Raw genomic sequence first — 24,575 nt, forward strand, 5'->3', positions numbered from 1 at the left:
ATCCCTGTTTCTTGGGAGCGCCAGAAGGCTTTCCCGCGACAGCAACTCCGGTTAGCGTCGTTTTCGAAAATGAATACAGTTTTTTGGGAGGTGCTTCACCATGGAATTCGATTACGTCATCGTCGGGGGCGGGTCCGCCGGATGCGTGCTGGCCAATCGGTTGAGTGCGGACGGCAAGACCACGGTATGCCTGATCGAGGCAGGTGGCGAAGACCGTAATCCCTGGATTCATATTCCCGCTGGTTACATCAAGACGATGGTCGATCCGTCGGTGAACTGGCTGTTCGAAACCGCACCCAACCCGAATACGGACAACCGGCCGCTGCCCGTGCCGCGCGGCAAGGTCCTGGGCGGGTCCAGTGCGATCAATGCCATGCTGTATGTGCGCGGGCAGGCGCGCGATTACGACGATTGGGCGCAGCGCGGCTGCACCGGCTGGTCCTATGACGACGTGCTGCCCTATTTCAAGAAATCGGAAAACCGGGAACAGGGCGGCGATGAATATCGGGGATCCGGCGGTCCGTTGAATGTCACGATGCCGACGGAAACCTATGATGTGCTGGACCGCGTGATCGATGCGGCGGGGGAATTGGGCTATCCGATGCGCCACGATTACAACGGCGCGTCGCAGACCGGGTTTTCCTACTTTCAAGTGACGCAGAAGGACGGGCGCCGCTTCAGTTCGAAAAAGGCCTATCTGGAACCCGCACGGTCGCGCCCGAACCTGACCGTTCTGACGAAGACGCGCGCGCTGAAGGTCCTGTTTGACGGCAAGCGGGCGACGGGTCTTTCGGTCCGTCGCAACGGTCGGGTCGAAACCGTCGCCGCGCGGGGGGAGGTAATCCTGTCGGCCGGTGGGGTTCAGTCGCCGCAACTGCTGGAGCTGTCGGGTGTCGGCGATGGCGAGCGGCTGCGTGGCCTGGGTATCGATACGGTCCATCATCTGCCCGATGTCGGGGAGAACCTGCAGGATCATTATGTCGCGCGGTTGGCCTATAAACTGACCGGCGTGGAAAGCCTGAACCGGATGACGCGCGGCCTTCCGCTGATGAAGGAATTGGTGCGGTTCCTGGTATCGCGGCGCGGGGCGTTGACCATGCCGGCGGGAATCGTCGTCGGCTTCGCGAAAAGCAGCCCCGACCTGGAAGAAGCGGATATCCAATATCACATCGCCAATGCGACCTTTGCCGATCCCAAGAAACGGGTATTCCATCCCTTCCCGGGTTTGACGTTGGCTCCGTGCCAGTTGCGGCCCGAAAGCAAGGGGCATGTTCATGCCTTGTCGCCCGATATCGGCAAGGCCCCGGAAATCCAACCGAATTTCCTGAGCACCCCGAAAGATCGCGAAATCCTGCTGGCCGGTATCCGGCTGGCGCGGAAACTGACCGGCATGCCCGCCTTGGCGCCGCATATCGTGTCGGAAATTGCTCCCGGCGCGGATATCGGCAGTGACGAAGCCTTGCTGGACTACGCCGCGAAGACGGGCGCGACCCTGTATCACCCGGTCAGCACCTGCCGCATGGGAGGGGACGAGGCCTCCGTCGTCGACCCGCGTCTGAAGGTGCGCGGCGTGGAAGGATTGCGGGTCGTCGATGCGTCGATCATGCCGTTCCTGATCAGCGGCAATACGAACGCGCCGACGATGATGATCGCGGAAAAGGCATCGGATATGATCCTGGAGGATGCACGGAATGCAGGTCAGCGCGCTGCATGACGATTTCGGGGTCGCCGTATCGGGCGTCGATCTGAACGACGTGACGGCGGATCGCCTGTATCCGGAAATAAGGGCGCTTTTCGAAACGCACTCGTTGCTGCTGTTCCGAAACCAAAGCCTGTCCGATGCGGCGCATCTGGCATTGGGCGAATTGTTCGGGCCGCTGGAAGACCGGCTGGACCGACCGAAGCCGGAAATTGCCCCGGTCGCGAATGTCGGAGAGGACGGCAGCATCATCGCCACCGAACGCGACATGCGCCTGTTGAACCTGAAGGCCAATTTCCTCTGGCATACGGATAGTACATTTCTGCCGGTTCCGGCGCTGGCCAATATCCTGCGGGCGCGGAGCCTGCCGGACCGGGACGGGAATACGGAATTCGCGTCCAGCCGGGCCGGGTTCGCGCGGCTGCCGAAATCCGTGCAGGGGCGGTTGCGCCGCACGGTCTTCAAACACCGCTATTCCCATTCCCGTCGAAAAATCGACCCGGAATTGGCACAGGGCGCTCAGTTCCACAAATGGCCGGATCAAGTCTGGCGCGCCGTATGGCGAAACCCGGTGACCGGTGCGGAATCTCTTTATGTCGCGTCCCATGTCTGCGCGGTCGATGGGGTGGAGGATGCGGCGGCGCAGGCATTCGTCGACGATCTCGTTACCGGTATGACCGGGCCCGACCATGTCTATTCCCATCAATGGAAACTGGGCGATGTCTTGATCTGGGACGAGCGCGCGATCCTGCATCGCGGGACGCCCTGGCCCTACGAACAGAAGCGGGACCTCGCCAGTATTTGCGTGTCCCTGCGCAATGTCGACGGTTTGGCGGAAATGCGGGCCTGACGATGCTTCCTGATTTCCGAACGGTACGTCTGTCGCTGCGCCCTCGGACCATGGCGGACTACGACGCCTGCCTAGAAATGGATCGCGATCCGGAGGTTCTGCGTTACGTCCATCCGCCGTGGACGAACGAGGCGGAGCATAAGCGTTTCTTGAAAGACCGGTTGTCGGTTTCGCTGGGAGAGGGTCTCGGCTATTGGTCGATCTTTCCCAACGACAATCCGGACCGTTTCCTGGGGTGGGTCATGTTGGTTCCCTATGACGGGGTCGGGCCGGACATCGAAATCGGGTGGCGGCTGAACCAAAATGCCTGGGGGAAGGGCTACGCGACGGAGGCCGCGCATCCTGTCGCGGTTTATGCGTTTCGGACTTTGGGGCTGCCGCGTTTGGTGACCAATATCGACACGGGCAATCTGGGTTCCCTGCGCGTCGCGGAAAAGATCGGCATGAAGGCGGGCGATACTTTTCCTTTCGACGGCGCGGTCTTTCGCCGATTCACGATGGTGGAAGACGACCTTACCTAACCGACCACAGGCGTGCCCAGCAGGTCGGCGACACGGGGGACTTGCTCCAGGGCCCATTTCAATTCCTGGCGCTCAATGCCCGACAAATCGCCGGGGGTGACCCTATTGGACAAGGCGACGCCTTGATCCAAGTCGCGCAATTGTTGCCGCAGGATGCGGTTCAACAGGATGCCATGGGCTTCGATCAGATTATCGATGGTCCGGTCCTTCGCGAGGCCCAGATCGCGTGCCGCCGACAGCCGTTCGGGGGTCCCGCGCAGGTCCAGTCCGTGTTGAAGCGCGACGACGCGCGCGGTGGAGATGATTGGCAGGATGCCGTTCAGCTTCAAATCGATGCGGCCGTCTTCGGTCTTCAGGCGGCCGAACCAGCCGATCTGACTGTTGAACCGCCCCGCGTTGAGCGCCAGGAAGCGTTGGAAGGGGCGCGCCGATCGGGCGGCGGAAAGGGCGTCCTTCCGTACCGCCTCCGACAGTGCTGAATTGCCGTGAACCGGCAGGGCGTCGAAAAAGATGTCGCAGTTCAAAAGGTCTTCCGGGCGGGATTTTCCGATCCAGCTTCCGATCGTTGCTCGCCATCCCGCGACGTCCTTGCGCCATGCCGCATTCATCGCCATGACGCCGCCCTTGCAATAAACGACGCCGACATCGTTCAGGATATCCGCGACCCGTTTGCCCAGGCTTTCGAACCACTCGTCGTGGGGTCGGTCGTTAGGGTCGTCGGCATAGACGACGGCGTTGTCCTGGTCCATGGCCAGCAGGCTTTCGCCGCGCCCGCCGGAGCCGAGGACCATCATCGCATAGGGAACCGGCGGGCCGCCGTGTCCCGATTTCCGCAATTCCGCTTCCGCTATTTCGCAGGCGCGCTGGGTCAGGGCGCGCAGTTCCCGTGAGATCAGCGTCGCAATCGACCGTGCATCGACATCCTCATAGACCAGGGCGGCGGCGACGGCGGTCAGTTTCGACCAGACCTGGGCGAGGTCATCGGGCGTATCCGCGCTTTCGATTCCGTCGTCGAGGGAGATCGCCTCGTCCGCCCGCTGCTGCAGCAGGTCACGAACGCTCAACACGCCGACCAGCGTGCCGTCCGAGGCCTCCACTCCCAAATGGCGGAAGCCCCCCGCGTTCATCCTGGCCATGGCGCGGTAGACGAATTCCCCCTGATGAATGGCGGCAAGCGGAAAGGTGCCGATTTCCCCGATCTGTCGGTCCAACAGTGATGGGCCCGATCCGTGCAGAGCTTTTAAAACGTCGCGTTCGGTGACGATGCCGTTTGTGTCGTGCCGCCCTGCCGGTGTCAGGATCACGGAACTGATCCCCCGTTCCACCATCAAGGAAAGAGCCGTCGTTAGGTCGGCGGATTCCGGCAAGGCGATGGGGGGCGATCGCATAAGGTCGCCCGCCGTGTGCCGATAAGGGAAGCTGTCGATGCGTGCGAAATCCGCAATGCTGCGCGACCGTCCGTCTGTTTCCGGATCGGGGCCCAGCCATCCGGCCTGGGCTTCCGCGTCCAATCGATTGCCCAGCGACCGGCAGGCCCGTTCCGCCTGCGCCAGGGTCAGGATTCCGTGATCCCGCAGCTTCGGTATCAGGGCATGGAACAGGCGTGCCGTGACCATCGCGTCGCCCAGGGCACGGTGGCGGTTGGTGACGTCGACCCCCAACCATTCCGCGGTGGTTTCGATCGACGGGTTGGGCAGATTCGGTGCCAGGACTTGAACCAGATGCCGGACGTCGAGGCTGCGCGGCGCGCGCCAGGGCAGGCCGTGCCGGTCGTGTTCCGCTTTCAGGATCGCGATATCGAAACCGATGGAATATCCGACGATGATCGACGGTCCCGCCCAATCGGTGAAGGCGCGCATCGCATCGCCGAAACCAAGTTCCCCTGCTGTGTCTTTGTCGGTGATGCCGTGGATGCGGGTCGATGCTTCGGGGATGGCAATACCGGGATCGACCAAGGCTGCGAAGACATCGTCTTCCGTCGCCGATTTTCCCGGTGTCGGACGGTAGGCTCCGATTTCGATCACCCGGTCCTTTACCGTGTCCAGCCCGGTCGTTTCGGTATCCAGAACGACGACCGGCAAGGCGGCCAGCAGCGTTCCGGATAACCTGTCGGGGGCGCGCGGAAAGGTCATGGCATCCTCGTCTGTCCCATCCCGGCAGGGGGCCCTAGCCCCGATCAAGCCACGCGCGGTACAAGGCGTCGGCATCCAGCCGCTTGTCCAATTGTTCGCGGGCGTCGCGCCAGCGCAGTCGGATCGAATTGCCCATGATTTCCCGATCGAGTTCCTTGAATTCGTCGGCGACCGGCGCATGCGCGATCAGGGCGGCTTCACTCGATGTGAATGCCGAACTGCCGCTTGCCATCGCAGTCCAATCCGTCCCTTCCAGCCGTTCGCCGAATGCCGACAAGGCGGTCGCCGGAATCATGTCGGCGGGTGTGTCTTCCAGTCCCGACTGCGCCGCGCGTTCGAAACACAGCATCGCCAGACGGGCCGCGTCCTCATCGGATAAGTTGTGGCCCTTCCGGACGCGCGCGACGGCGTAAACGGTCAGATCGCCCAGTCCGGCCAGGAAGATTTTTACCGCCGCGGCGCGAATGGTCTGGGAAAACACCGGGTCTTCGAACAATTGCCGATACCGAGTCCCCATCCGGGTTTTCAGATACCCGTAAAGAGCCGTCTGAGAGATATAGGACGATCGAGTGTGGACGAAGTCGGAAAGGCGGTCGATAGAATTGATGGGTGCACTGTCAAATCGAACGGTAAGACCTTTCAAAGGTCCCGGCAGCAATTCGGAAATACGCTGTAGTGAGAACATGTTCGTCACTTTTTGGGTCTCGAGTCGTCGCCAAGTCGCCGGGATTGGTTGCTTGACATAAATCGCGAATACTCTGTAACGTTTTATGTTAATCCGTCCATTACAAAGTCACTAAGGCAAAAGAAGACGGCAACAGAAACACATTAGTGGGGGAATGAAATGTCTCAAGATAAATCGGAGGCGCGTGCCCGCCATTGGGTGAAGACCAGGAACCTGACTTATGTTGTGTTGGTCCTGTGGTTCATCTTCTCCTTTGTGGTGCATTGGTTCGCGAAAGGTCTCAATGAAATGAATTTCATGGGCTTCCCGCTCGGCTACTACATGGCCGCGCAGGGGTCTCTCATCGTCTTCGTCGTCATCATCTTCGTGCAGAACTGGCTGCAGGATCGGATCGACGACGAATGCGGCTTTGGCGAGAATTAAGGGGAGGATGGAAAGATGAAAGGCGGTTTTATCGACAACCTTCCCAAAATCTACGGCATGTATACGGGCGGGTTCCTGTTATTCGTCGGCCTGATGGCCATTCTGGAACAATTCGGCGTGGATGCGGATACGATCGGCATTCTGTTCGTGGCCTTCACGATCTTCATCTATGCGGCCATCGGTTGGCTGTCGCGGACGATGCAGGTGGATGCCTATTACGTCGCCGGGCGTGAAGTGCCCCCGGTTTTCAACGGCATGGCAACGGCGGCGGACTGGATGTCCGGCGCGTCCTTTGTCGCCATGGCGGGCGGTATCTATTTCGGCGGTCACGGTTACCTGGCTTTCGTCGTCGGTTGGACCGGCGGCTATATCCTGGTGAACGCGCTGATGGCGCCTTACCTGCGGAAGTTCGGTTGCTATACGGTGCCGGATTTCATCGGGACCCGATACGGTGGTAACTTCGCCCGTCTGGCCGCGGTTGTCGTGCTGGTCGTTGCGTCCTTTACCTATGTGACGGCGCAGATCAATGCGACGGGGACGATCGCGGCGCGCGCGCTGCAAATCCCGTTTGAAGTCGGCGTCTGGTTCGGTCTCCTCGGTATTCTGCTCTGCTCCATGCTCGGCGGGATGCGAGCGGTGACATGGACGCAGGTCGCACAGTATATCGTGCTGATCATCGCCTATGTCGTGCCGGTTATCTGGATGTCCAACGCGCAGGGCTTCGGTGCGATTCCGCACTTCTCCTACGGGGATGCGCTGCACCGCATCGCGGAACTGGAACCGATGTTGGGTGTCGGAACGCCGGCGGCGGAAAAGATCGCGGGCGTCAGTGTGCTGACCAACCTGCACAATGCCCCCGGCGAAGGCATGGCGGCGTGGAAGTTCGTCACGCTGGTGGCTTGCATGATGTGCGGAACGGCCTCGCTGCCGCATATCCTGATGCGGTATTTCACCACGCCGACCGTTCGGGCGGCGCGGAAATCAGTGTCCTGGTCGTTGATGTTCATCTTCCTGCTGTACTTCACGGCACCGGCACTTGCCACGCTGACGAAACTGCAGCTTTTGGACCCGAACCTCGCGACCAGCATTATCGGCAGATCGATTGAGGAGGTGAACGCCCTGGCGTGGATCCAAAAATGGGGTTCCGTCGGGATGGTCGCCATTTCGGACAGCAACGGGGACGGCCTGTTGCAGATCAACGAATTCTTCCTGCGTCCGGACATCATCGTCCTGGCCACGCCGGAAATCGCGGGTCTGCCCTATGTCGTGTCCGGCCTTGTCGCCGCGGGCGGCATGGCGGCGGCGATGTCCACGGCGGACGGTCTGCTGCTGGCGATCGCCAACGCGCTCAGCCACGATCTGTATTACAAGATCATCGATCCGAAGGCGGATACCCGCCATCGCCTGATCGTCGCCCGCGTCCTGTTGATCGGGATCGGGGCGGCCGGTGCGGCGGTTGCGAGTTTGAAGCTGACGGGGATCTTGGGGGCCGTGGCCTGGGCGTTCTGCTTCGCTTGTTCGGGTCTATTCTTCCCCTTGGTTCTGGGCGTCTGGTGGAAACGGGCGAACCGGGCCGGGGCGCTTGCCGGTATGATCTGCGGGTTCGGTGCGGGTAGCCTCTACCTGTATTGGACCTACACGACCGGGCAAACCTGGATGGGCATTGATCACCTGCGCTTCGGCATCATCGGTATGCCGGTCAGTCTGGTGGCGATGGTCGTCGTCTCTCTCCTGACGCCCGCGCCCGACGCGGAAATTCAGGCGATGGTCGACGAAACCCGCGATCCAAGCGGCGGTACCGTTCTGGACGCGACCCACTAGGTCGATTTTCGGAACTTCGTTCGGGGCGGACTTCGGTCCGCCCCATTTTTTTCCCGGTATTCCGCAGACCGCGATTATGCTATGGCGCGCCGGTGTCAGTTTTGGAGCAGTTCATGTTGGAGTCCATGCCGCTTATCCTGATTATTTTCGATTACATCCTGGGCCTGATGATGTGGACCCTGATCGGTCGGACGGCGATGAACGTCTTCCTGCCGTCGGATTCGGATTTCTTCTTCATGAAGGCCTTCGTGAAGATGACCGACCCGGTCCTGCGGGTGTTCAAGCCGATCACGCCCGGCTTCCTGCTGGAACCGATCGTGCCGCTCTACGTCGCCTGGTTCTTCTTTCTGTTCCGATTCTATGTCATGCCGTGGCTGCTGGGCTACGATGCGATGGGCATGCTGTCCTTTCCGCTGGAAAGCGACATTTCCCATGCGCTGTACCAAATCTTCGGCGGGATGTTCTGATCGACCTTAGTAGGGCAGACCGACATAGTTCTCCGCCAGCACGGTCTGCGCCGCGCGGGAGGATAGAAGGTATTCGATTTCCGCCAATTGCATCTGTTCCTCGAAGGCCCGGTCGCCGCCCGGAAACTTGTGCAGCAGGCTGGTCATCCACCAGGAGAACCGCTCCGCCTTCCAGACGCGGGCGACGGCGGCGTCCGAATAGCGGGCCAGAGGTTCCGCGTCGTCCCTGTTGAAATAGGCGATCAGCCCTTCCGACAGATAATGGATGTCGGAGGCCGCGAGGTTCAACCCTTTCGCGCCCGTCGGCGGCACGATATGCGCGGCGTCGCCTGCTAGGAACAGGGCCCCGTGGCGCATCGGTTCCGCGACGAAACTGCGCATCGGCGTGATGCTTTTTTCGAAAACCGGGCCTTCCTTCACCAGATCGCCGCCGTCGGGACCCAGGCGTAGCGACAATTCTTCCCAGACCCGATCGTCCGACCAATTCGCAATATCTTCGTCCGGGCTGACCTGAACATAGTTTCGCGAGATTTTGTTGGATCGCATGCTGAACAACGCGAATCCGCGGTCGTGATGGGCATAGATCAATTCATCCGCCACCGGTGCGACACGGGCGAGGATTCCCAGCCAGGCGAAGGGGTAGACCTTTTCATACACATTGATCGCGCCTTGCGGCAGGCTGGCCCGGCAGACGCCGTGAAACCCGTCGCAGCCCGCGATATAGCGACAGTCCAACCGCTGGTCGACACCGTCCTTACGATAGGTCAGATACGGGGCGTCGGTATCGATGGCATGCGGGGTGACGCCGTCCGCGTCGAAGACGATTTCGCCGCCGGCGGCCAGACGGGCCGCGATCAGGTCTTTGGTGACCTCCGTCTGACCATAGACGGTGACGACCTTGCCGCCGGTCAGTTCGTCCATCGGAATACGCTGGCGCTTGCCGTTCCCGGCGATTTCGATGCCGCCATGGACCAGGCCTTCCCGGTCCAACCGGTCCGACACACCGGCCCGGCGCATCAGGTCGACCATGCCCTGCTCCAACACGCCCGCGCGGATGCGGCCTTCGACATAGGCGCGGTCCTTGCGCTCCAGGATCACGGAATCGATGCCGTTGACGTGAAGCAGTTGCGACAGCAGCAGACCGGAAGGGCCGCCGCCGACAATGGCGACTTGTGTTGAATGCCGCGTTTCCATCCCGAAACCTCTAACGTTTGTTGATCGGCGCCATCATAAATCCGTCGGTCCGGCGGCCCTATAGATCATGCCTCTTTTCGATCGAAAATTTTTGGGTCATACTAATTATCGAACATATGTTCGTATATCGAACAAGCTGGGAGATATGGGATGATCAGCGAAGAGATGAACCGCACCCTGACGCGCACCGGACCGGGCACAGAAGCCGGGGCTGTTTTGCGCCGCTACTGGCAACCCGTTGCCTTGACGGACGAATTCGACGGCGACCGCCCGGTGCGTCCGGTCACCCTGTTGGGGGAACGGCTGGTCGCCTTCCGCGACGAACAGGGGCGTTACGGCCTGATCGACCGGCATTGCCCGCATCGCGGCGCCGATCTCTGTTTCGGGCGGTTGGAAGACGGCGGGCTGCGCTGTCCCTTCCATGGCTGGAACTTCGACGTGTCCGGCCAATGTCTGGAAACCCCGGCGGAACCGGAAGACAGCACCTTCTTCCAGAAGATCAAAACGACGGCCTATCCCTGTGTCGAACGGAACGGCATCGTCTTCGCCTATATGGGCCCGCTGGAAGACGGTGAGGAACCGCCGGCCTTCCCGTCATTGGATTGCTTCGTTGCGCCGGACGCCTACACCTTTGCCTTCAAGGGGTTGATCGAATGTAACTGGCTACAGGCATTGGAGGTCGGCATCGACCCGGCACATGCGTCCTTCCTGCACCGCTATCTGGAAGACGACGATCCGAACCAGGGCTATGGCAAACAGTTCCGCGATTTCGTCGGCGGAACGGACATTCCGATGACGCGCATCCTGCGAGAATTCCCACGTCCGAAGATTCAGGTGGAAAACACCGATTTCGGCCTGCGCATCAAATCGCTGCGCGACCTGAACGGGGAAGCGATGCATGTTCGCGTCACCAACCAGATTTTCCCGCAGGCGATCACCATCCCGATGTCGCAGGAGATGACCATCACCCAATGGCATGTCCCGGTCGATGACGAGACCTGTTACTGGTATGCGATCTTCACGAGCTTCGGAAAGCCGGTGGACAAGGCCCTAATGAAAGCGCAGCGCCTCGACCTGTATGAAATGCCGGATTACATCCCGAAGATCGGGAAGCGGAACAACTACGCCTACGACCCGGCGCAACAGCAGTCGCGCACCTATACCGGCATGGGCGACGATATCAACGTGCATGACCAATGGGCGGTGGAATCCCTGGGCCCGATCCAGGATCGGACGAAGGAGCATCTGGCGACCAGCGATATCGCCATCGGCGCCTATCGCCGCCTGTTGCTGCGCGCGATCAAGACGATCAAGACCGGCGAGGGCAAGCTGCCGATCAACAGCGCGGAAGGCGGCCCGGCCAGCGTCTTCGGGCCGATCGCCGTCGATACGGTTGCGCCGCCCGACAATTGGACCGACAGTTGGATCGCGACGGACAAGGCCCGCCGGGACGCGGCGCCCTGGTCCAACGAAGCTGTGACGAGCGCCGCCGCCGAATAGGCGCGGACGAACAAGGGTTGGTAGATGCAATTGTCCGATAAGGTCGAGGCCGTCCTCGACCAGGCGGCACGGTCCGGTATTGAGATCGTGCGCCTGTCCTTTGCCGATCAGCATGGATTGCTGCGCGGCAAGACCTTACCCCTGTCCGGTTTGCGGGCGGTTTTCGAATCCGGCTGTCCGATGCCGTCCACCTTGTTGTTGAAGGACACGTCGCACAGAACGGTCTTTCCGGTTTGGACGAAATCCGGCGGTTACGATCTGCCCGGCCTGAAAGGGGCGGGGGATATCGTCATGTGGCCGGACCCGGATACGTTCCAGGTCCTGCCTTGGGCGGACAAGACCGGCTGGATGCTGTGCGATCTGACGCTGAAGGACGGAGGCGAAATTCCCTTCTGCACACGGTCCCAGTTGCGGCGCGCGACGAAGGCGCTGGCCGATGCAGGATACGAACACCGCAGCGGGCTGGAACTGGAATTCACGGTGCTGAAACTGGAAGACCCGCGTCTGGCGCATACGGATGCGGGCTTTCCGCCGGTACCGCCGGATACCAGCCTGACCACGCGTGGCTATCAATTCCTGACGGAAGCCCGCGAGGATGAGCTGGAACCCATCTTCACCATCGTTCGGCAGGTCTGCGACGGGCTGTCCCTGCCGCTGCGCAGTCTGGAGGTCGAATTCGGCCCCAGCCAGATCGAAGCGACCTTCGATCCGCAGGACAGCATGGCGACGGCGGATATGGCCGTCCTGTTTCGCAGCGGGGTCAAACAGGCCCTGCGTCGTGCCGGATACCATGCGACCTTCATGTGCCGCCCGGCCCTGCCGGAGATGTTTTCCAACGGCTGGCATGTGCATCAGTCGATGATCGACACGAAGACCGGCAAGAATGCGTTCAGCACGCCCGATGCGCCGCTGTCGGATGTCGGCCGGTATTTCGTTGCGGGCCTGTTGGACCATGCCTTGGAAAGCTGTCTTCTGACGACGCCGACGATCAACGGCTACAAACGCTATCGGCCTTTCGTTCTGGCGCCCGACCGTATCCTGTGGGGATTGGACAATAAGGGCGCGATGCTGCGCGTTGTCGGCGATCCGGGCGGCCCCGCCGTGCGCATCGAAAACCGCGCGCCGGAACCGGCGGCAAACCCGTATCTGTGTCTGGCGTCGCAAATCCTGTCCGGTCTGGACGGGATGCAGCGGAAACTGGAACCGCCGCCGCCGACGGAAGAACCCTATGGCGAAGGGGCCTTACTGCCGCGCACGATTCTGGACGCCATCGACGCCTTCTCCGGCAGCGCCTTTTATCGGAAAGTGTGGGGCGATGCTTTCGTCGATTATCTTGCTCAGCTAAAGAAAGCCGAACTGTCCCGTTTCTTTGCCGAAGTGACGGATTGGGAGCAACGCGAGTATTTCGAGATATTCTGATATGGCCGACGACGCGGACCCCGCCGAAAAGGATACGGAGATTGTCCAGACCTTAGCGAAGGGGCTGGCCCTGATCGCCAGTTTCGGGCCCGATGCCCGTAGCATGACCATCGCGGACGCCGCCAATCGGACGGGATACAGCCGCGCCGCCGCGCGCCGTATTCTGCGTACGTTGGAGGCCCTGGATTATGCCCGACAGGAAGGCGGGCGCTACAGTCTGACGCCGAAGGTGCTGACGCTCGGTTTCTCCTTCCTGCGGTCCAGCGAGATCGGGGAAAGGGTGAATCCGATCCTGCGCCGGGCCAGCGACGCAATCCGGGAGACCTGTTCCCTGGGCCTGCCCAGCGGGACGAACATGGTCTATGTCGCCCATGCAATCTGCGAGGACCGTTTGTTTTCGACGCGGTTCACCATCGGGGCGCGCCTGCCCATGGTCGCCACGGCGATCGGGCGGGCCTATCTGGCCCATCTGGACCCCGCGGCGCGGGAGGTGATGATGGCCGAAATCGCGCCGAAATCCGAAACGCCGCATACGGTGATCGACCGGGGTGCGCTGCGCGTGCTTCTGAACAAGGTCGCCGCCCAGGGTTATGCCGCGACCGAGGAAGAATACGAATTGGGGGCACTGTCCGTCGCCGTCCCGGTTCCGGGCGCGTCCGGCTTTGCCATCGGGGCCATCAATGTCGTGGTCAACAAGGGCCGCGTCACTGTGAAGGACATGGCGGAAGACTTCGTCCCCGTCTTGAACGAGGCCGCCCGCGATATCGGCATGGCGCTCGGTTGACGATCAGGGCCGTTGGCCCGTATTTAGAATTCCAATATATTGAACTTCGATACAGTAATCGGAGCCGTCCCATGAAAGAAACGCTTTTGCCGCCGCCGCGGCTGGGGGAAATGGTGCGCGATGCGCGTAAGGCGCACCGGCTGACACTGGAACAGGTCTCCGAGCGGAGCGGTGTGTCGAAATCGATGCTGAGTCAGGTGGAGCGTGGGACAGTCAACCCAACCTTTTCCGTGGTCTGGAATATCATGCAGGCGCTTGGCCTCGAGATGGCCGATCTGGTCGACGAGACATCGGATGCCGCCGTTCCGGTCGTCGAACATACGCATGCCTATTCGACCCCAACCCGCAAAAGCCAGGACGGATTGGTGACCCTTTCGATGTTGAGCCCCTACCGTACCGTGCTGCCGATGGAATGGTACGAGATGCGGCTCGAACCGGGGGGGGAACTGGTGTCGGAGGCCCATGCCACGGGAACCTACGAACATCTGACCTGTCTGGATGGATCCGTGTCGATCACGGTCGGCGACACACGGGTCGAGGGCCGCGCCGGCGATACGTTGCGGTATCGCGCCGACTGGCCGCACACCATCGCCAACACCGCCGAGGCACCGTCACGCGCGATTCTGGTCGTTGCCCTGCCGCAGCAATACGCATCGCCGCGAGAGCGGTCATGATCTCCAGGGCGCGCTATGCTAAACTGCTCTTGACTTAAAAATTCGATATATCATACATGATCCTGGATATTGGAATGGAGGGTTTTGATGAGTGGAACCATTGCCGATGTGGCCGCCGCGGCCCTGGATCAGATCGAAGCGGAAGGCCTGACCAAACGGGAGCGGACGATTACCGGTCCGCAGGCCAGCGAAATCGATACGCTGGATGCCGGTACCGCTCATCATGTCCTTAATCTCTGCGCCAATAATTATCTCGGCCTCGCGGATGACTCCCGCCTGATCGCCGCCGCGAAAGACGCGATGGATACGCATGGATTCGGCATGGCCTCCGTCCGTTTCATTTGCGGGACGCAAGACCTCCACCGGGATTTGGAAACGCGGCTGGCGGCCTTTCTGAAGACCGAGGACGCGATCCTGTTTTCGTCCTGCTTCGACGCCAATGGCGGTGTATTCGAAGCGCTGTTGGGACCTGAGGATGCGGTGATTTCCGATGCCCTGAACCATGCGTCGATCATCGACGGGGTAAGGCTGTGCAAGGCGCGCCGCTTGCGATACGCCAATAACGATATGGCGGAATTGGAAAACCGGCTGAAGGAAGCGTCGGACGCGCGGCTGCGTCTGATCGTCACCGACGGTGTCTTTTCCATGGACGGGATCGTCGCCGACCTGCCCGCGATCTGCGATCTGGCGGAACGCTATGATGCGTCGGTCATGGTGGATGACAGCCACGCCGTCGGGTTCATGGGGACGCGCGGGGCGGGAACGCCTGATTATTACGGCGTCGAAGGACGCGTGCAAATCCTCAGCGGCACGTTCGGCAAGGCGCTGGGCGGCGCGTCCGGCGGTTACATCGCGGGACCGAAGCCGATTGTCGATCTGTTGCGGCAGAAAGCGCGCCCGTATCTGTTTTCCAATGCGCTGGCGCCCGCGATTTGTGCCGCGACCCTCTGCGCCCTGGATCTCGCCGAACGGGGATCGGACTTGCGCGATCAATTGACCGCCAATGCGGAACGGTTCCGCGCCGGTATGGCGGCGGCGGGGTTCACCTTGGTGCCGGGCGATCATCCGATCATTCCGGTTATGACGGGCGACGCCGTTCTGGCGACGAAACTCGCCGCCGGTTTGATGGATGAAGGCATTTACGTCACCGCATTCTCCTATCCTGTCGTACCGAAAGGGCAGGCGCGCATCCGAACCCAGATGTCGGCCGCGCATACGGCGGACCAGTTGGACCGGGCGGTCGCGGCCTTTACCAAGGTCGGGCGCGGATTGGGACTGGTCTAAGGAGGCGACGATGCGGGCACTCTATAAATCGAAGCGCGAAAAAGGCCTGTGGATGGGGGAGGCGGAAAAGCCGACCTACGGCCCGCGCGACGTCCTGATCAAGGTCCGCAGCGCCGCGATCTGCGGTACCGATATGCATATCTATAATTGGGACGACTGGGCGCAGAAAACGATCCCGGTGCCGATGATTGTCGGACACGAATATTGCGGTACGGTGGAAGCCGTCGGCGACGAGGTGACGCTGGTGAAGCCGGGACAGCGCGTGTCCGGGGAAGGGCATCTTGTCTGCGGGCACTGCCGGAATTGCCGGGGCGGCCGCGAGCATCTGTGCATCAATACGGTCGGTGTCGGCGTGAACCGGCAAGGGGCCTTCGCCGATTTCCTGGTGATCCCCGAACACAATGTTTTCGCCGTGCCGGACGGCATTCCGGATGAAATCGTCTCCATCCTCGATCCCTTGGGGAACGCGGTCCACACGGCGCTGTCCTATAACCTGGTCGGGGAGGATGTCCTGATTACCGGGGCGGGGCCGATCGGCCTGATGGCCGCCGCCGTCTGCCGCCATGTCGGGGCGCGCCATGTCGTCGTCACCGACCTGTCGGACGACCGCTTGCGCCTTGCCGAAAAGATGGGGGCGACGCGCGGCGTCCGGGCGGATAAGGAACGCCTGAAGGACGTCATGGACGACCTCGGCATGACCGAAGGCTTCGATGTCGGTCTGGAGATGTCCGGCGCGTCGCGGGCCTTGCTGGACATGATCGACGCCATGACCCATGGCGGCAAGATCGCGCTGCTGGGCCTGTTCGCGAAGCCGGTGGAACTGGACCTGACCGCCGCGATCTTCAAAGGATTGCAGTTCAAGGGAGTCTACGGGCGGGAAATGTTCGAGACTTGGTATAAAATGGTCGCCATGTTGCAGACCGGTCTGGATGTGTCGCCGGTCATCACCCATCATTTGCCGTTCGAGAAATTTGAAGAGGGCTTCGACGCCCTGAACGGAGGCACGGCCTGCAAGGTCGTCCTCGACTTCTAAGGAAACTCAAATGTCGCGCCTTCGCCCCGGACGTTCCGCCAGCCGCCGCCACAACCGCGAACAATCCGCCGCGGCGGTGTCGTCCCTCAATCAGCTTCCCTGGCAACAACTGGCCTATCTGGACAAGCCGACGGAACCGATCGACGCGGAAGGCGTGTTGAAAATCCACGACGCGGCGATGCGGGTGCTGGAGGATATCGGTATCGTCTTCCTGCATGAGGACGCGCGGGAAATATTGAAGAAGGCGGGATGCAGCGTCGACGAGACGACGATGAATGTCCGCTTCGACCGCGACATGGTCATGGAATTGACCGCGAAGGCGCCGTCGTCCTTCACCATGACGCCGCGCAATCCGGATCGTGCGCTGGAAATCGGCAACGGCAAATGCGCCTTCGGCATGGTTGCCAGCCCGCCGAATACGATGGACTTGGAACGCGGCCGTCGCGTTGGCAACCGGGCGGATTTTCGCGACATGCTGCGCCTGTCGCAGATATTCAACTGCATCCATTTCAACGGCGGCTACCCGGTGGAGCCGATCGACATCCACGCCTCCGTCCGGCACTTGGACGCGATCTACGATCTGCTGACCATGACGGACAAGATCATCCACGCCTATTCCCTGGGGCCGGAACGGGTCGAGGATGCGATGGAAATGGTGCGTATCGCGGCAGGGCTCAGCCACGCGGAATTCGACGCGTCCCCGCGCATGTTCACCAATATCAACTCGTCCTCGCCGCTGAAGCACGATTGGCCGATGTTGGACGGGGCGATGCGGCTGGCGCGGCGGCGGCAGCCCGTCATCATCGCGCCCTTCACCCTGGCGGGGGCGATGGCGCCGGTGACCATCGTCGGATCCGTCGTGCAGCAGACGGCGGAATGCCTGGCCGCGGTCGCGTTGCTGCAGCTGATTTCCCCCGGGACGCCGGTCGTGATGGGTGCGTTTACCTCCAATGTCGACATGAAGTCCGGGTCGCCCGCCTTCGGGACACCGGAATATATGCGCGCGATGCAACTGTCCGGTCAGATGGCGCGGTTCTATAACCTGCCCTGGCGCGGGTCGAACGCAAATGCATCGAACCATCCCGACGGTCAGGCGGTCTGGGAAAGCCAGAATTCCCTGGTGGGGGTGTTGAGCGGCCATGCCAACGTCGTGTTCCACGCCGCCGGTTGGGTCGAAGGCGGTTTGAGCGCCAGCTTCGAGAAAGTCGTGATGGACTGCGAAATGCTGCAGCAATGGATCTATTACAACCGCCCGGTCGATCTCAGCGAAGACGAATTGGCGGTGGAGGCGATCCGCGAGGTCGGACCGAACGGCCACTTCTTCGGCTGTCAGCACACGCAGGATCGGTATCGAACGGCGTTCTACAGCCCGTTCCTGTCCGACTGGCGGAACTATGAAAGCTGGCTGGAGGCGGGGGCCCAAACCGCCCATGAACGCGCTCACCGCCTGTATAAGAAACTCCTGACCGAATATGTCGCGCCGCCGATGGAAGACTCCATTCGGGAAGAGCTGGAGGCCTTCGTCGCCCGCCGCAAGGAAGAGGGCGGCGCGAAGACTGATTTCTAACAGGGCGCCTGTTCCGGCCGACGGATCCGCCGGGTCCCCGACACTGGACGATCATTTTAGAGCTTCTACTTTAGGGAGCCAAATATCGTGCGTCCCGTTGAACTTCACCCATGACGATGAATATGCTTCACGGCGTCGTGAGAAAATCCTAGGCCCATCCCGGTAGGTAGTGGTTAAATCCACCAAACAGAAAAAATAATTCTGGTAAGGGAGGCGACATGAAGGATGGTCGGGTACAGGGTGAAGACATATCGGGCGTCGAAATAGACGAGTTGCTGGAAGCGGAGAGGGCCGCATTCCTGCAACGCCGGGAAATGCTGACCCTAGCCGATGCGCTACAGGGGGAAGTGGACGGAACGTCCGTCGAAATCGGTCAACAAGCGGACGATATGGTGGCGTCGGCGGCGACGATCGCCGAAACCATGATTCGGATCGAGAACCTGACCCAACGTCTTTCCGGGGACGCGGCGTCGGCTTCCCAGAACGTCAACGCGGTTGCGGCCGCGACGGAAGAATTGGCGGCGTCTGCCACCGTTATCGAGGATCAGGTCGGGCGCACACGCGATCAAGCGCGGAAAGCGGTCGGTGAAACCCAAACCGCCCGCGAAATTATCGAATCCCTGTCGATCGCGTCCGCCAGGATCGGCGATGTCGTTAAACTGATCGAGAATATCGCCAGTCAGACGAACCTTCTGGCGCTGAACGCGACGATCGAAGCCGCCCGCGCCGGAGAGGCTGGAAAAGGCTTCGCCGTTGTCGCGGGGGAGGTCAAGACGTTGGCCGGCCAGACCGCCGACGCGACCAAGGAAATCGCGGAACAGATCGAGTCGATTCAGAAGGTCAGCCGGGATGTCGTGAGTGCCATCGGGCGGATCGGCGAGTCGATTTCGGAAGTCGAATCCTTCTCCGAGGAATCGACGAATGCCGTGTCTCAGCAACAGCAGGCGATTTCCGAAATCGGACGCAACGCACAGGAAGCCGCCGCCGGGACATCGTCCCTCAGCGACGCGGTGGTGCAGGTGTCCGAGGAGGTCGCGCATTCGACGGAACAGGTGGAATCGCAACGATCCCTGGCGGAGGTGGTCAAGGGCCGTCTGGTCGATTTCCGTCAGCGTCTGGCGACGGCGATCGGCGATACGAAGACCCGCAACCTGGGCGCGCTGAGGCATGTGCCGGTCGATCTCGCCGGGACGCTGTCACTGGCGGAAGCGGACGTTCCGGTCACGATCCGGGGATTGTCGCAGGACGGGGCGGAACTGATCGCGACGGATTTGTCTGTGTTCCGGGAAATGGCGGAAGGCAACCTGTCCGTTCCGGCGATCGGACGGCTGGGCATTCGTGTCCTGTCCGTCAATCCTGTACGGGTCGCCTTCGGACCGGGGGATGCGAGCAAGATTTCCGATTTCATGGCGAGTTACATCGCGATGGACCAGCCTTTCATCGAAATCTGTACCAGGACGGCGGATGCGGTCGGGCGGCGCTTTGAGCAAGCCGTTCAGTCGGGCGAGATATCGATGGAAGACCTGTTCGACCGGAACTACCGTCCCGTGGAGGGCAGCAACCCGCCGCAGCATCTGACAAACTACCTGGATTTCACCGACAGGATTCTGCCGGACTTTCAGGAACCTGTGCTGGAATTCGATCCGCGGGTCGCCTTCTGCGCAGCGGTGGACGAGAACGGATACCTGCCGACCCACAATATTAAATATTCCCATCCGCAGCGCCCGGACGACCCGGTCTGGAATGCCGGGAATTGCCGCAATCGACGGATATTCACCGACCGGACGGGGAAGGCGGCAGGCGCGAATACCGCGGATTATCTGGTGCAGAGTTATCTGCGGGATATGGGGGGCGGCAATTTCGTCCTGATGAAGGATCTGACGGTGCCGATCCGCGTACGCGGTAAACAATGGGGAAATCTGCGGCTGGGTTATAAGCCTTAATAAGGCGTTTTTTGGAAACAATAGTTTTCATTATACGCTGTTTGTGTCCTGAAGAGGGTCAGTTATATCTGCGGAGGATCAACGAACGGGATCATCCGGATCTGACCACATTCTGAAAGGACACATCATGTCGGACGTATCTGTTGAATCGAAGCGGATCCTTCCCTTCGCAAAGCCGCTTACCGATTTCTTCTCGCCGTTTGCCGAACCGGTGCTGCGCATCGCGGCAGGTGCCATGCTGGTGCCGCATGGCTATCAGAAGCTGTTTGTCGACGGCACGCTCGAAGGCACGGCCGGGTTTTTCGAACAAGTCGGCTTCGTGCCGGGCTACCCCTTTGCGCTCACGGTTGCCTTGATCGAATTCGTCGGCGGGCTGCTGCTCATCGCCGGGTTGCTGACCCGTCCGGCTGCGGTCGCGATCGCGGCATTCCTGGGGCAGGCCGTGCTGTTTCACACAGCGAACGGTTTCTTCTGGACCGATGGCGGTTACGAATATCCGCTGCTTTGGGCGATTGCGGCATTGTTCTTTGCCGTGCGTGGCGGCGGGAAATATTCCGTCGACCGCCTGATCGGCCGCGAATTCTGATCAATCGGGAAATCCGGCCGGACGCTTCGGCGATCGGTCGGCTTCTCGACTTCGCGCGGTGGCGGGCGTCAGGCCTTGCCGCCGCGTAGTTCTTTCAGGCACCATAGCGCGATGCAGAAACTGAACGCCGCGCCTGCTTGATGCAGCACGGCCAGGGGCAGGGCCACGACGCTCATCAATGTCGAAATCCCCAGCAGAATCTGTATCACGATCATTGCCGCCAGGGCGTTGACCGACAACCGCACCCGCGGTGGTAAATCCCCGATCCGACGCGCCCAGAACCACAGCAAGGCGACGCTTCCCGCCGTGACATAGGCCAGGATGCGATGGTTGAACTGCACCGCCTCCATTGTTTCGAACAGGCTCGTCCACCCCAGATCGCTGCGCCAGTATCCGTCCGGGAAGACCTGCCCGGCCATGAAGGGCCAATCGTTGTAGAGGAAACCGGCATTCAGACCGGCAACCAGCGCCCCGTAGAGGATCGTCAGGAAGATAAAGCCGTGCGCCCAGGCGCCCAGGCGCCGGAACCCGCGCGGTACCGGCTTTCGTTCGGCTTCGATCGGGGCCAACAGCCCCAGGGCCAGCCAGACCGTATAGCCCAGAATGAAAAAGGCCATGCCCAAATGGATGGCCAGACGGTATTGGCTGACCTCGATCCGATCGACGAAGCCGCTGCGCACCATCCACATGCCGATCACGCCTTGTGCCGCGCCCAGTAACAGCAAGGTCCAGAGGTGCCGTTTGTATCCGGCCGGAATGCGGCCCCGAATCAGGAAATAGAAGAAGGGCAGGGCATAGACGATGCCGATGGTCCGGCCCCAGAGGCGATGGAACCATTCCCAAAAGAATATCTGCTGAAATTCCGCCAGCGACATACCGGAATTCATCAATCGGAATTGGGACGTCTGCTTGTATAGGTCAAAGACCCGTTCCCATTCCGCCGTCGTCAATGGCGGAAGGGTCCCCATCAGGGGCCGCCATTCCACCATGCTCAACCCGGATTCGGTCAACCGGGTGACCGCGCCGATGATCATCATCGCGAAGACCATGAAGGCAGTGGCACAGAGCCAGAGACCGACGGCACGGGGCGCGGCGGTGGAGGTTGCGGCGGGCGCGGAAGAGGGCGTGTTCGATAGGGTCGTCATGCGACTTCACATAAACCGCGAAGTACCGGTCGAAAAGCCAGAACCATGGGGCGCGTCATTCCGCCTCGTATTCGGTTGTTATGGGGCGATCCTCGGCATGCTGCGTTCCCGCGCCGGGTGTTATGAACAAGGCTCGGGAGTCGGTTTCCGTTTTCGCCGTATGCCATATCCCGCGCGGCACCACGCAATAGGCGCCGGGCGCGTCCAGCAGGATGGATTTATCCGTCCCGTCGGACATGGCCAGGACGAACTCCACCCGCCCTTCCAGCAGATAGATCGTTTCGTCCCCGGCGGGATGGCATTCCCACATGCCCCAGTCCTGCGAAAAGGCGTATTCCGCTACCAGGGTATGACCCGCAAATCCGTCGAAGTCGCGGTCGAGGCCGGCATAAAAATCCGGTCCTATTTCCCGCACGGCGACGGACTGATCCGGGCGCAGGACGACCGGGTTGTCCGTCAACCGATGGGCCTTCGTCATATGCAGCGTCCCCCGTCCACTTCCAGGCAAACGCCGGTCAGCATCGACGCCTCGTCGGAACACAGATAAAGGGCCGCGTTCGCGATATCGCTGGGTGTGGAAAGACGGCCGATCGGCACAGACGCCCGGAAGGCGGCGCGTTTCTCCGGCGTATCCTCGCCCATGAATTTCGTCAGCAGGGGCGTTTCGCCCGCGACAGGATTGATGGCGTTGACGCGGATACCTTCCGCAGCCAGTTCAATGGCCATCGACCGGGTCACGCCGATCGCGGCGGATTTTGAACTGTTGTACCAAACCAGACCGGGACGCGGCCGGACACCGGCGGTGGAGGCGATGTTCAGGAACTGGCCGGATCCCTGGGCTCGGAATACCGGGACTGCTGCCATTGCCGACAGGTACAGCGCCTTCACATTGACGGCATAGCACCGGTCGTATTCGGATTCCGGCACATCCATCATCGGCTGGTTCACATGAGTATAGCCTGCGTTGTTCACGACGATATCCAGACGACCGAAACCGTCGACGGCTTCCTGAATCAGCGCCTTCCAATCGTCGGCGGATGTGACGTCGGCCCTTATGGAAACCGCACTAGCCCCGATTTCCGCAGCAATCCGCGCACCGCTTTCGGCATTCAAATCTGCGATCACGACCCGGGAGCCCTCCTCCGCGAAGCGCCGGGCGATGCCTTCGCCGAACCCCGATGCAGCACCGGTTATGATGGCAACCTTATCTTTCAATCTCATTTTACTCTCGCCCATCACGGGGACCTCCCGAATTTGTGATCGTTCGCAAATTGCAATTTTTTGCGTTCCATTTCTATAGTGACGGGCGATCGGGTTTTCAGCAACGCCGTCGAGATGAAGGAGGAGGTCATGCTCGCCCATCGGCGTATTCTCCTCATTGAGGACAATGATCAGCTTGCGACGCTGTACCAGGAACAACTGGCGGCGAATGCGGCGATCGTGAAATGCTGCGGCAACGGTACGGACGGTATGGCGGCGGTGAAAGCATTCCGTCCCTCCGCGATTCTGCTGGATATCCAATTGCCGGATATCGACGGATTTTCCGTACTGAAATCGCTGCAATTGGCGAATAACAAGGTGCCGGTCGTGGTGATGACGGCGCACAGCACCGTCAACCACGCGGTCGAGGCGATGAAGCTGGGCGCCTATGATTTCCTGGCCAAACCCTTCGACGGGCAACGCCTTATCGTTACCCTGCGCAACGCGATCGATCACTACGACCTGACCGAAATCGTGAAGACCGTCGCCTTTTCGGACGGGGCGGGGTTTCACGAATTCGTCGGCTCCGCCCCCGCCATGCAATCGGTTTATCGCACGATTTCCGCGGCGGCCGGGTCCAAGGCCAGCGTGTTCATCACGGGCGAATCCGGCACCGGGAAGGAATTGTGCGCCCGCGCGGTGCATCAGGAAAGCCCGCGCCGGTCCGGGCCGTTCATTGCCCTGAACTGCGGGGCGATCCCGCGCGACCTGATGGAATCGGAAATTTTCGGTCATCGTAAGGGCGCGTTTACCGGTGCGATTTCCAATCGTATCGGCGCGGCGGAACTGGCCGATGGCGGAACGCTTTTCCTCGACGAAATCGGGGAAATGGATATGGACCTGCAAACCAAACTACTGCGCTTCGTGCAGACGGGAACCTTTTCCCGGATCGGCGACTATCAGGAACAGAAGGTCGATGTCCGCTTCGTCTGCGCCACGAACCGCGAACCGGAAGAAGCGATCCGCGGCGGCATTCTGCGCGAAGACCTGTTCTATCGTCTGAATGTCATTCCGATCCGCATGCCGCCCCTGCGGGAAAGGCCGGGGGATATCGAGGCGATCGCCCGCCATTTGCTGACCCGATTCGTGGAGGAGGAGGGCAAGCAATTCCGGGGATTCGATTCCTTGGCGCTGACCAAGCTGCGCCGGTATTCCTGGCCCGGTAACGTCCGGGAACTGGAAAACGTCATCCGCAATGCGGTCGTCCTGAACGATGGTGATATGGTGACGGAGGAAATGGTCGTCGCGGCGATTGGGGAACGCAGCCTTGCGACCAATCGAAACGGTCGCGAGACGTCCCGCCCCTCACCAAAAGGGGAAGAGCGGAAGGCCGATCAAATCCGTCTGCTCGCAGATGTCGAACGCGACGCGATCGAACGGGCGATTGCGCTGTGTAACGAAAACGTACCGCAGGCGGCGGCGGCGCTGGGTGTCGCGCCCTCCACGCTGTATCGAAAATTACAGTCCTGGAAGGATGTTTAGTGTGGTGCGCGTTCATTTGGGATGAGCCAGGACGCGGTTTGCGGCGTTCCGGTTAGGAGCGTTTGCGAAGCGATGCCGGGGCATCGCAAGCGAAAGGCGACGCGGC

General features: G+C 61.1%; 22 protein-coding genes. 16 read left to right on the forward strand and 6 right to left on the reverse strand.

Annotation, left to right across the window (positions count from 1 at the left end; translation table 11 throughout):
- Positions 1 to 100: 100 nt before the first annotated feature.
- From HH303_RS19505 to HH303_RS19515, 3 genes are read left to right on the forward strand one after another with little or no spacing between them, the layout of a single operon-like run.
- Positions 101 to 1,714 (forward strand): GMC family oxidoreductase, encoded by a 1,614-nt coding sequence (locus tag HH303_RS19505; RefSeq protein ID WP_169627079.1) that lies wholly within the window; start codon positions 101 to 103, stop codon positions 1,712 to 1,714.
- Entirely contained in the window at positions 1,692 to 2,549 is an 858-nt protein-coding gene (locus tag HH303_RS19510; protein ID WP_227421958.1) for a TauD/TfdA dioxygenase family protein, read from the forward strand. Before HH303_RS19505 ends, HH303_RS19510 begins: the two co-directional genes overlap by 23 nt.
- A 2-nt stretch (positions 2,550 to 2,551) precedes the next feature.
- Positions 2,552 to 3,070 carry a GNAT family N-acetyltransferase gene (locus HH303_RS19515; protein ID WP_169627081.1) on the forward strand — a complete coding sequence of 173 codons (519 nt, stop codon included), beginning with the start codon at positions 2,552 to 2,554 and terminating at the stop codon, positions 3,068 to 3,070.
- Here HH303_RS19515 and HH303_RS19520 read toward each other — a convergent pair.
- Entirely contained in the window at positions 3,067 to 5,202 is a 2,136-nt protein-coding gene (locus tag HH303_RS19520; protein ID WP_169627082.1) for a DUF294 nucleotidyltransferase-like domain-containing protein, read from the reverse strand. The two genes, HH303_RS19515 and HH303_RS19520, sit on opposite strands and share 4 nt — an antisense overlap.
- Before the next feature lie 34 nt (positions 5,203 to 5,236).
- On the reverse strand, positions 5,237 to 5,887 hold the full coding sequence (locus HH303_RS19525; protein ID WP_169627083.1) for a hypothetical protein: 651 nt from the start codon (positions 5,885 to 5,887) through the stop codon (positions 5,237 to 5,239).
- A 159-nt stretch (positions 5,888 to 6,046) separates the two neighbouring features.
- On the opposite strand from HH303_RS19525, the gene HH303_RS19530 reads away from it, so the two are divergent.
- The 3 genes from HH303_RS19530 to HH303_RS19540 all read left to right on the forward strand — a co-directional run bounded on the left by HH303_RS19530 (position 6,047) and on the right by HH303_RS19540 (position 8,598).
- Complete coding sequence (locus HH303_RS19530) at positions 6,047 to 6,310, forward strand: DUF4212 domain-containing protein (protein ID WP_169627084.1); 264 nt, start codon at positions 6,047 to 6,049, stop codon at positions 6,308 to 6,310.
- 15 nt (positions 6,311 to 6,325) lie between these two features.
- Positions 6,326 to 8,131 carry a sodium:solute symporter family protein gene (locus tag HH303_RS19535; RefSeq protein ID WP_169627085.1) on the forward strand — a complete coding sequence of 602 codons (1,806 nt, stop codon included), beginning with the start codon at positions 6,326 to 6,328 and terminating at the stop codon, positions 8,129 to 8,131.
- Between the two features lie 113 nt (positions 8,132 to 8,244).
- Positions 8,245 to 8,598 (forward strand): YggT family protein, encoded by a 354-nt coding sequence (locus tag HH303_RS19540; protein ID WP_169627086.1) that lies wholly within the window; start codon positions 8,245 to 8,247, stop codon positions 8,596 to 8,598.
- Between the two features lie 6 nt (positions 8,599 to 8,604).
- Here the strand turns inward: HH303_RS19540 and pobA are convergent, their stop codons facing one another.
- A complete protein-coding gene (gene pobA, locus HH303_RS19545) occupies positions 8,605 to 9,792 on the reverse strand; it encodes a 4-hydroxybenzoate 3-monooxygenase (RefSeq protein WP_169627087.1) in 1,188 nt (395 codons plus the stop codon).
- 150 nt (positions 9,793 to 9,942) lie between these two features.
- On the opposite strand from pobA, the gene HH303_RS19550 reads away from it, so the two are divergent.
- The 9 genes from HH303_RS19550 to HH303_RS19590 all read left to right on the forward strand — a co-directional run bounded on the left by HH303_RS19550 (position 9,943) and on the right by HH303_RS19590 (position 20,582).
- Positions 9,943 to 11,292, forward strand: coding sequence for an aromatic ring-hydroxylating dioxygenase subunit alpha (locus HH303_RS19550; RefSeq protein ID WP_169627088.1), 1,350 nt, complete (start codon positions 9,943 to 9,945; stop codon positions 11,290 to 11,292).
- A 24-nt stretch (positions 11,293 to 11,316) separates the two neighbouring features.
- Positions 11,317 to 12,711, forward strand: coding sequence for a glutamine synthetase family protein (locus HH303_RS19555; protein ID WP_169627089.1), 1,395 nt, complete (start codon positions 11,317 to 11,319; stop codon positions 12,709 to 12,711).
- Position 12,712: 1 nt separating this feature from the next.
- The gene (locus tag HH303_RS19560) at positions 12,713 to 13,495 is read left to right on the forward strand and encodes an IclR family transcriptional regulator domain-containing protein (RefSeq protein ID WP_169627090.1); all 783 of its coding nucleotides are present in this window, start codon (positions 12,713 to 12,715) and stop codon (positions 13,493 to 13,495) included.
- Positions 13,496 to 13,566: 71 nt separating this feature from the next.
- A complete protein-coding gene (locus HH303_RS19565) occupies positions 13,567 to 14,169 on the forward strand; it encodes a helix-turn-helix domain-containing protein (protein ID WP_169627091.1) in 603 nt (200 codons plus the stop codon).
- Positions 14,170 to 14,256: 87 nt separating this feature from the next.
- A complete protein-coding gene (locus HH303_RS19570; RefSeq protein WP_169627092.1) occupies positions 14,257 to 15,453 on the forward strand; it encodes a glycine C-acetyltransferase in 1,197 nt (398 codons plus the stop codon).
- 10 nt (positions 15,454 to 15,463) lie between these two features.
- Positions 15,464 to 16,486: an L-threonine 3-dehydrogenase gene (gene tdh / locus HH303_RS19575; protein WP_169627093.1), complete on the forward strand. Its 1,023-nt coding sequence runs from the start codon at positions 15,464 to 15,466 to the stop codon at positions 16,484 to 16,486.
- 10 nt (positions 16,487 to 16,496) lie between these two features.
- Positions 16,497 to 18,053 (forward strand): trimethylamine methyltransferase family protein, encoded by a 1,557-nt coding sequence (locus tag HH303_RS19580; protein ID WP_169627094.1) that lies wholly within the window; start codon positions 16,497 to 16,499, stop codon positions 18,051 to 18,053.
- Between the two features lie 218 nt (positions 18,054 to 18,271).
- Positions 18,272 to 19,996 (forward strand): methyl-accepting chemotaxis protein, encoded by a 1,725-nt coding sequence (locus HH303_RS19585; protein ID WP_169627095.1) that lies wholly within the window; start codon positions 18,272 to 18,274, stop codon positions 19,994 to 19,996.
- Positions 19,997 to 20,123: 127 nt separating this feature from the next.
- Positions 20,124 to 20,582 (forward strand): DoxX family protein, encoded by a 459-nt coding sequence (locus tag HH303_RS19590; RefSeq protein ID WP_169627096.1) that lies wholly within the window; start codon positions 20,124 to 20,126, stop codon positions 20,580 to 20,582.
- Positions 20,583 to 20,650: 68 nt separating this feature from the next.
- Here HH303_RS19590 and HH303_RS19595 read toward each other — a convergent pair whose 3' ends face one another.
- From HH303_RS19595 to HH303_RS19605, 3 genes are read right to left on the reverse strand one after another with little or no spacing between them, the layout of a single operon-like run.
- A complete protein-coding gene (locus tag HH303_RS19595; protein WP_169627097.1) occupies positions 20,651 to 21,727 on the reverse strand; it encodes a COX15/CtaA family protein in 1,077 nt (358 codons plus the stop codon).
- A 55-nt stretch (positions 21,728 to 21,782) separates the two neighbouring features.
- Positions 21,783 to 22,205, reverse strand: a complete 423-nt coding sequence (locus HH303_RS19600) for a cupin domain-containing protein (protein WP_169627098.1) — start codon at positions 22,203 to 22,205, stop codon at positions 21,783 to 21,785.
- The gene (locus tag HH303_RS19605) at positions 22,202 to 22,948 is read right to left on the reverse strand and encodes an SDR family oxidoreductase (protein WP_169627099.1); all 747 of its coding nucleotides are present in this window, start codon (positions 22,946 to 22,948) and stop codon (positions 22,202 to 22,204) included. The genes HH303_RS19600 and HH303_RS19605 overlap by 4 nt, the downstream gene beginning before the upstream one ends.
- 129 nt (positions 22,949 to 23,077) lie before the next feature.
- On the opposite strand from HH303_RS19605, the gene HH303_RS19610 reads away from it, so the two are divergent.
- Positions 23,078 to 24,469 (forward strand): sigma-54-dependent transcriptional regulator, encoded by a 1,392-nt coding sequence (locus tag HH303_RS19610; protein WP_169627100.1) that lies wholly within the window; start codon positions 23,078 to 23,080, stop codon positions 24,467 to 24,469.
- Positions 24,470 to 24,575 lie beyond the last annotated feature (106 nt).

The organism is Pacificispira spongiicola, assembly GCF_012926505.1.
GTDB classification, from domain to species: domain Bacteria; phylum Pseudomonadota; class Alphaproteobacteria; order UBA8366; family Aestuariispiraceae; genus Pacificispira; species Pacificispira spongiicola.

Bases quoted from the DNA above. Each gene is read 5' to 3' on its own strand.
- HH303_RS19505 (WP_169627079.1), top strand. From the start codon at position 101: ATGGAATTCGATTACGTCATCGTCGGGGGCGGGTCCGCCGGATGCGTG.
- HH303_RS19510 (WP_227421958.1), top strand. From the start codon at position 1,692: ATGCAGGTCAGCGCGCTGCATGACGATTTCGGGGTCGCCGTATCGGGC.
- HH303_RS19515 (WP_169627081.1), top strand. From the start codon at position 2,552: ATGCTTCCTGATTTCCGAACGGTACGTCTGTCGCTGCGCCCTCGGACC.
- HH303_RS19520 (WP_169627082.1), bottom strand. From the start codon at position 5,202: ATGACCTTTCCGCGCGCCCCCGACAGGTTATCCGGAACGCTGCTGGCC.
- HH303_RS19525 (WP_169627083.1), bottom strand. From the start codon at position 5,887: ATGTTCTCACTACAGCGTATTTCCGAATTGCTGCCGGGACCTTTGAAA.
- HH303_RS19530 (WP_169627084.1), top strand. From the start codon at position 6,047: ATGTCTCAAGATAAATCGGAGGCGCGTGCCCGCCATTGGGTGAAGACC.
- HH303_RS19535 (WP_169627085.1), top strand. From the start codon at position 6,326: ATGAAAGGCGGTTTTATCGACAACCTTCCCAAAATCTACGGCATGTAT.
- HH303_RS19540 (WP_169627086.1), top strand. From the start codon at position 8,245: ATGTTGGAGTCCATGCCGCTTATCCTGATTATTTTCGATTACATCCTG.
- pobA (WP_169627087.1), bottom strand. From the start codon at position 9,792: ATGGAAACGCGGCATTCAACACAAGTCGCCATTGTCGGCGGCGGCCCT.
- HH303_RS19550 (WP_169627088.1), top strand. From the start codon at position 9,943: ATGATCAGCGAAGAGATGAACCGCACCCTGACGCGCACCGGACCGGGC.
- HH303_RS19555 (WP_169627089.1), top strand. From the start codon at position 11,317: ATGCAATTGTCCGATAAGGTCGAGGCCGTCCTCGACCAGGCGGCACGG.
- HH303_RS19560 (WP_169627090.1), top strand. From the start codon at position 12,713: ATGGCCGACGACGCGGACCCCGCCGAAAAGGATACGGAGATTGTCCAG.
- HH303_RS19565 (WP_169627091.1), top strand. From the start codon at position 13,567: ATGAAAGAAACGCTTTTGCCGCCGCCGCGGCTGGGGGAAATGGTGCGC.
- HH303_RS19570 (WP_169627092.1), top strand. From the start codon at position 14,257: ATGAGTGGAACCATTGCCGATGTGGCCGCCGCGGCCCTGGATCAGATC.
- tdh (WP_169627093.1), top strand. From the start codon at position 15,464: ATGCGGGCACTCTATAAATCGAAGCGCGAAAAAGGCCTGTGGATGGGG.
- HH303_RS19580 (WP_169627094.1), top strand. From the start codon at position 16,497: ATGTCGCGCCTTCGCCCCGGACGTTCCGCCAGCCGCCGCCACAACCGC.
- HH303_RS19585 (WP_169627095.1), top strand. From the start codon at position 18,272: ATGAAGGATGGTCGGGTACAGGGTGAAGACATATCGGGCGTCGAAATA.
- HH303_RS19590 (WP_169627096.1), top strand. From the start codon at position 20,124: ATGTCGGACGTATCTGTTGAATCGAAGCGGATCCTTCCCTTCGCAAAG.
- HH303_RS19595 (WP_169627097.1), bottom strand. From the start codon at position 21,727: ATGACGACCCTATCGAACACGCCCTCTTCCGCGCCCGCCGCAACCTCC.
- HH303_RS19600 (WP_169627098.1), bottom strand. From the start codon at position 22,205: ATGACGAAGGCCCATCGGTTGACGGACAACCCGGTCGTCCTGCGCCCG.
- HH303_RS19605 (WP_169627099.1), bottom strand. From the start codon at position 22,948: ATGAGATTGAAAGATAAGGTTGCCATCATAACCGGTGCTGCATCGGGG.
- HH303_RS19610 (WP_169627100.1), top strand. From the start codon at position 23,078: ATGCTCGCCCATCGGCGTATTCTCCTCATTGAGGACAATGATCAGCTT.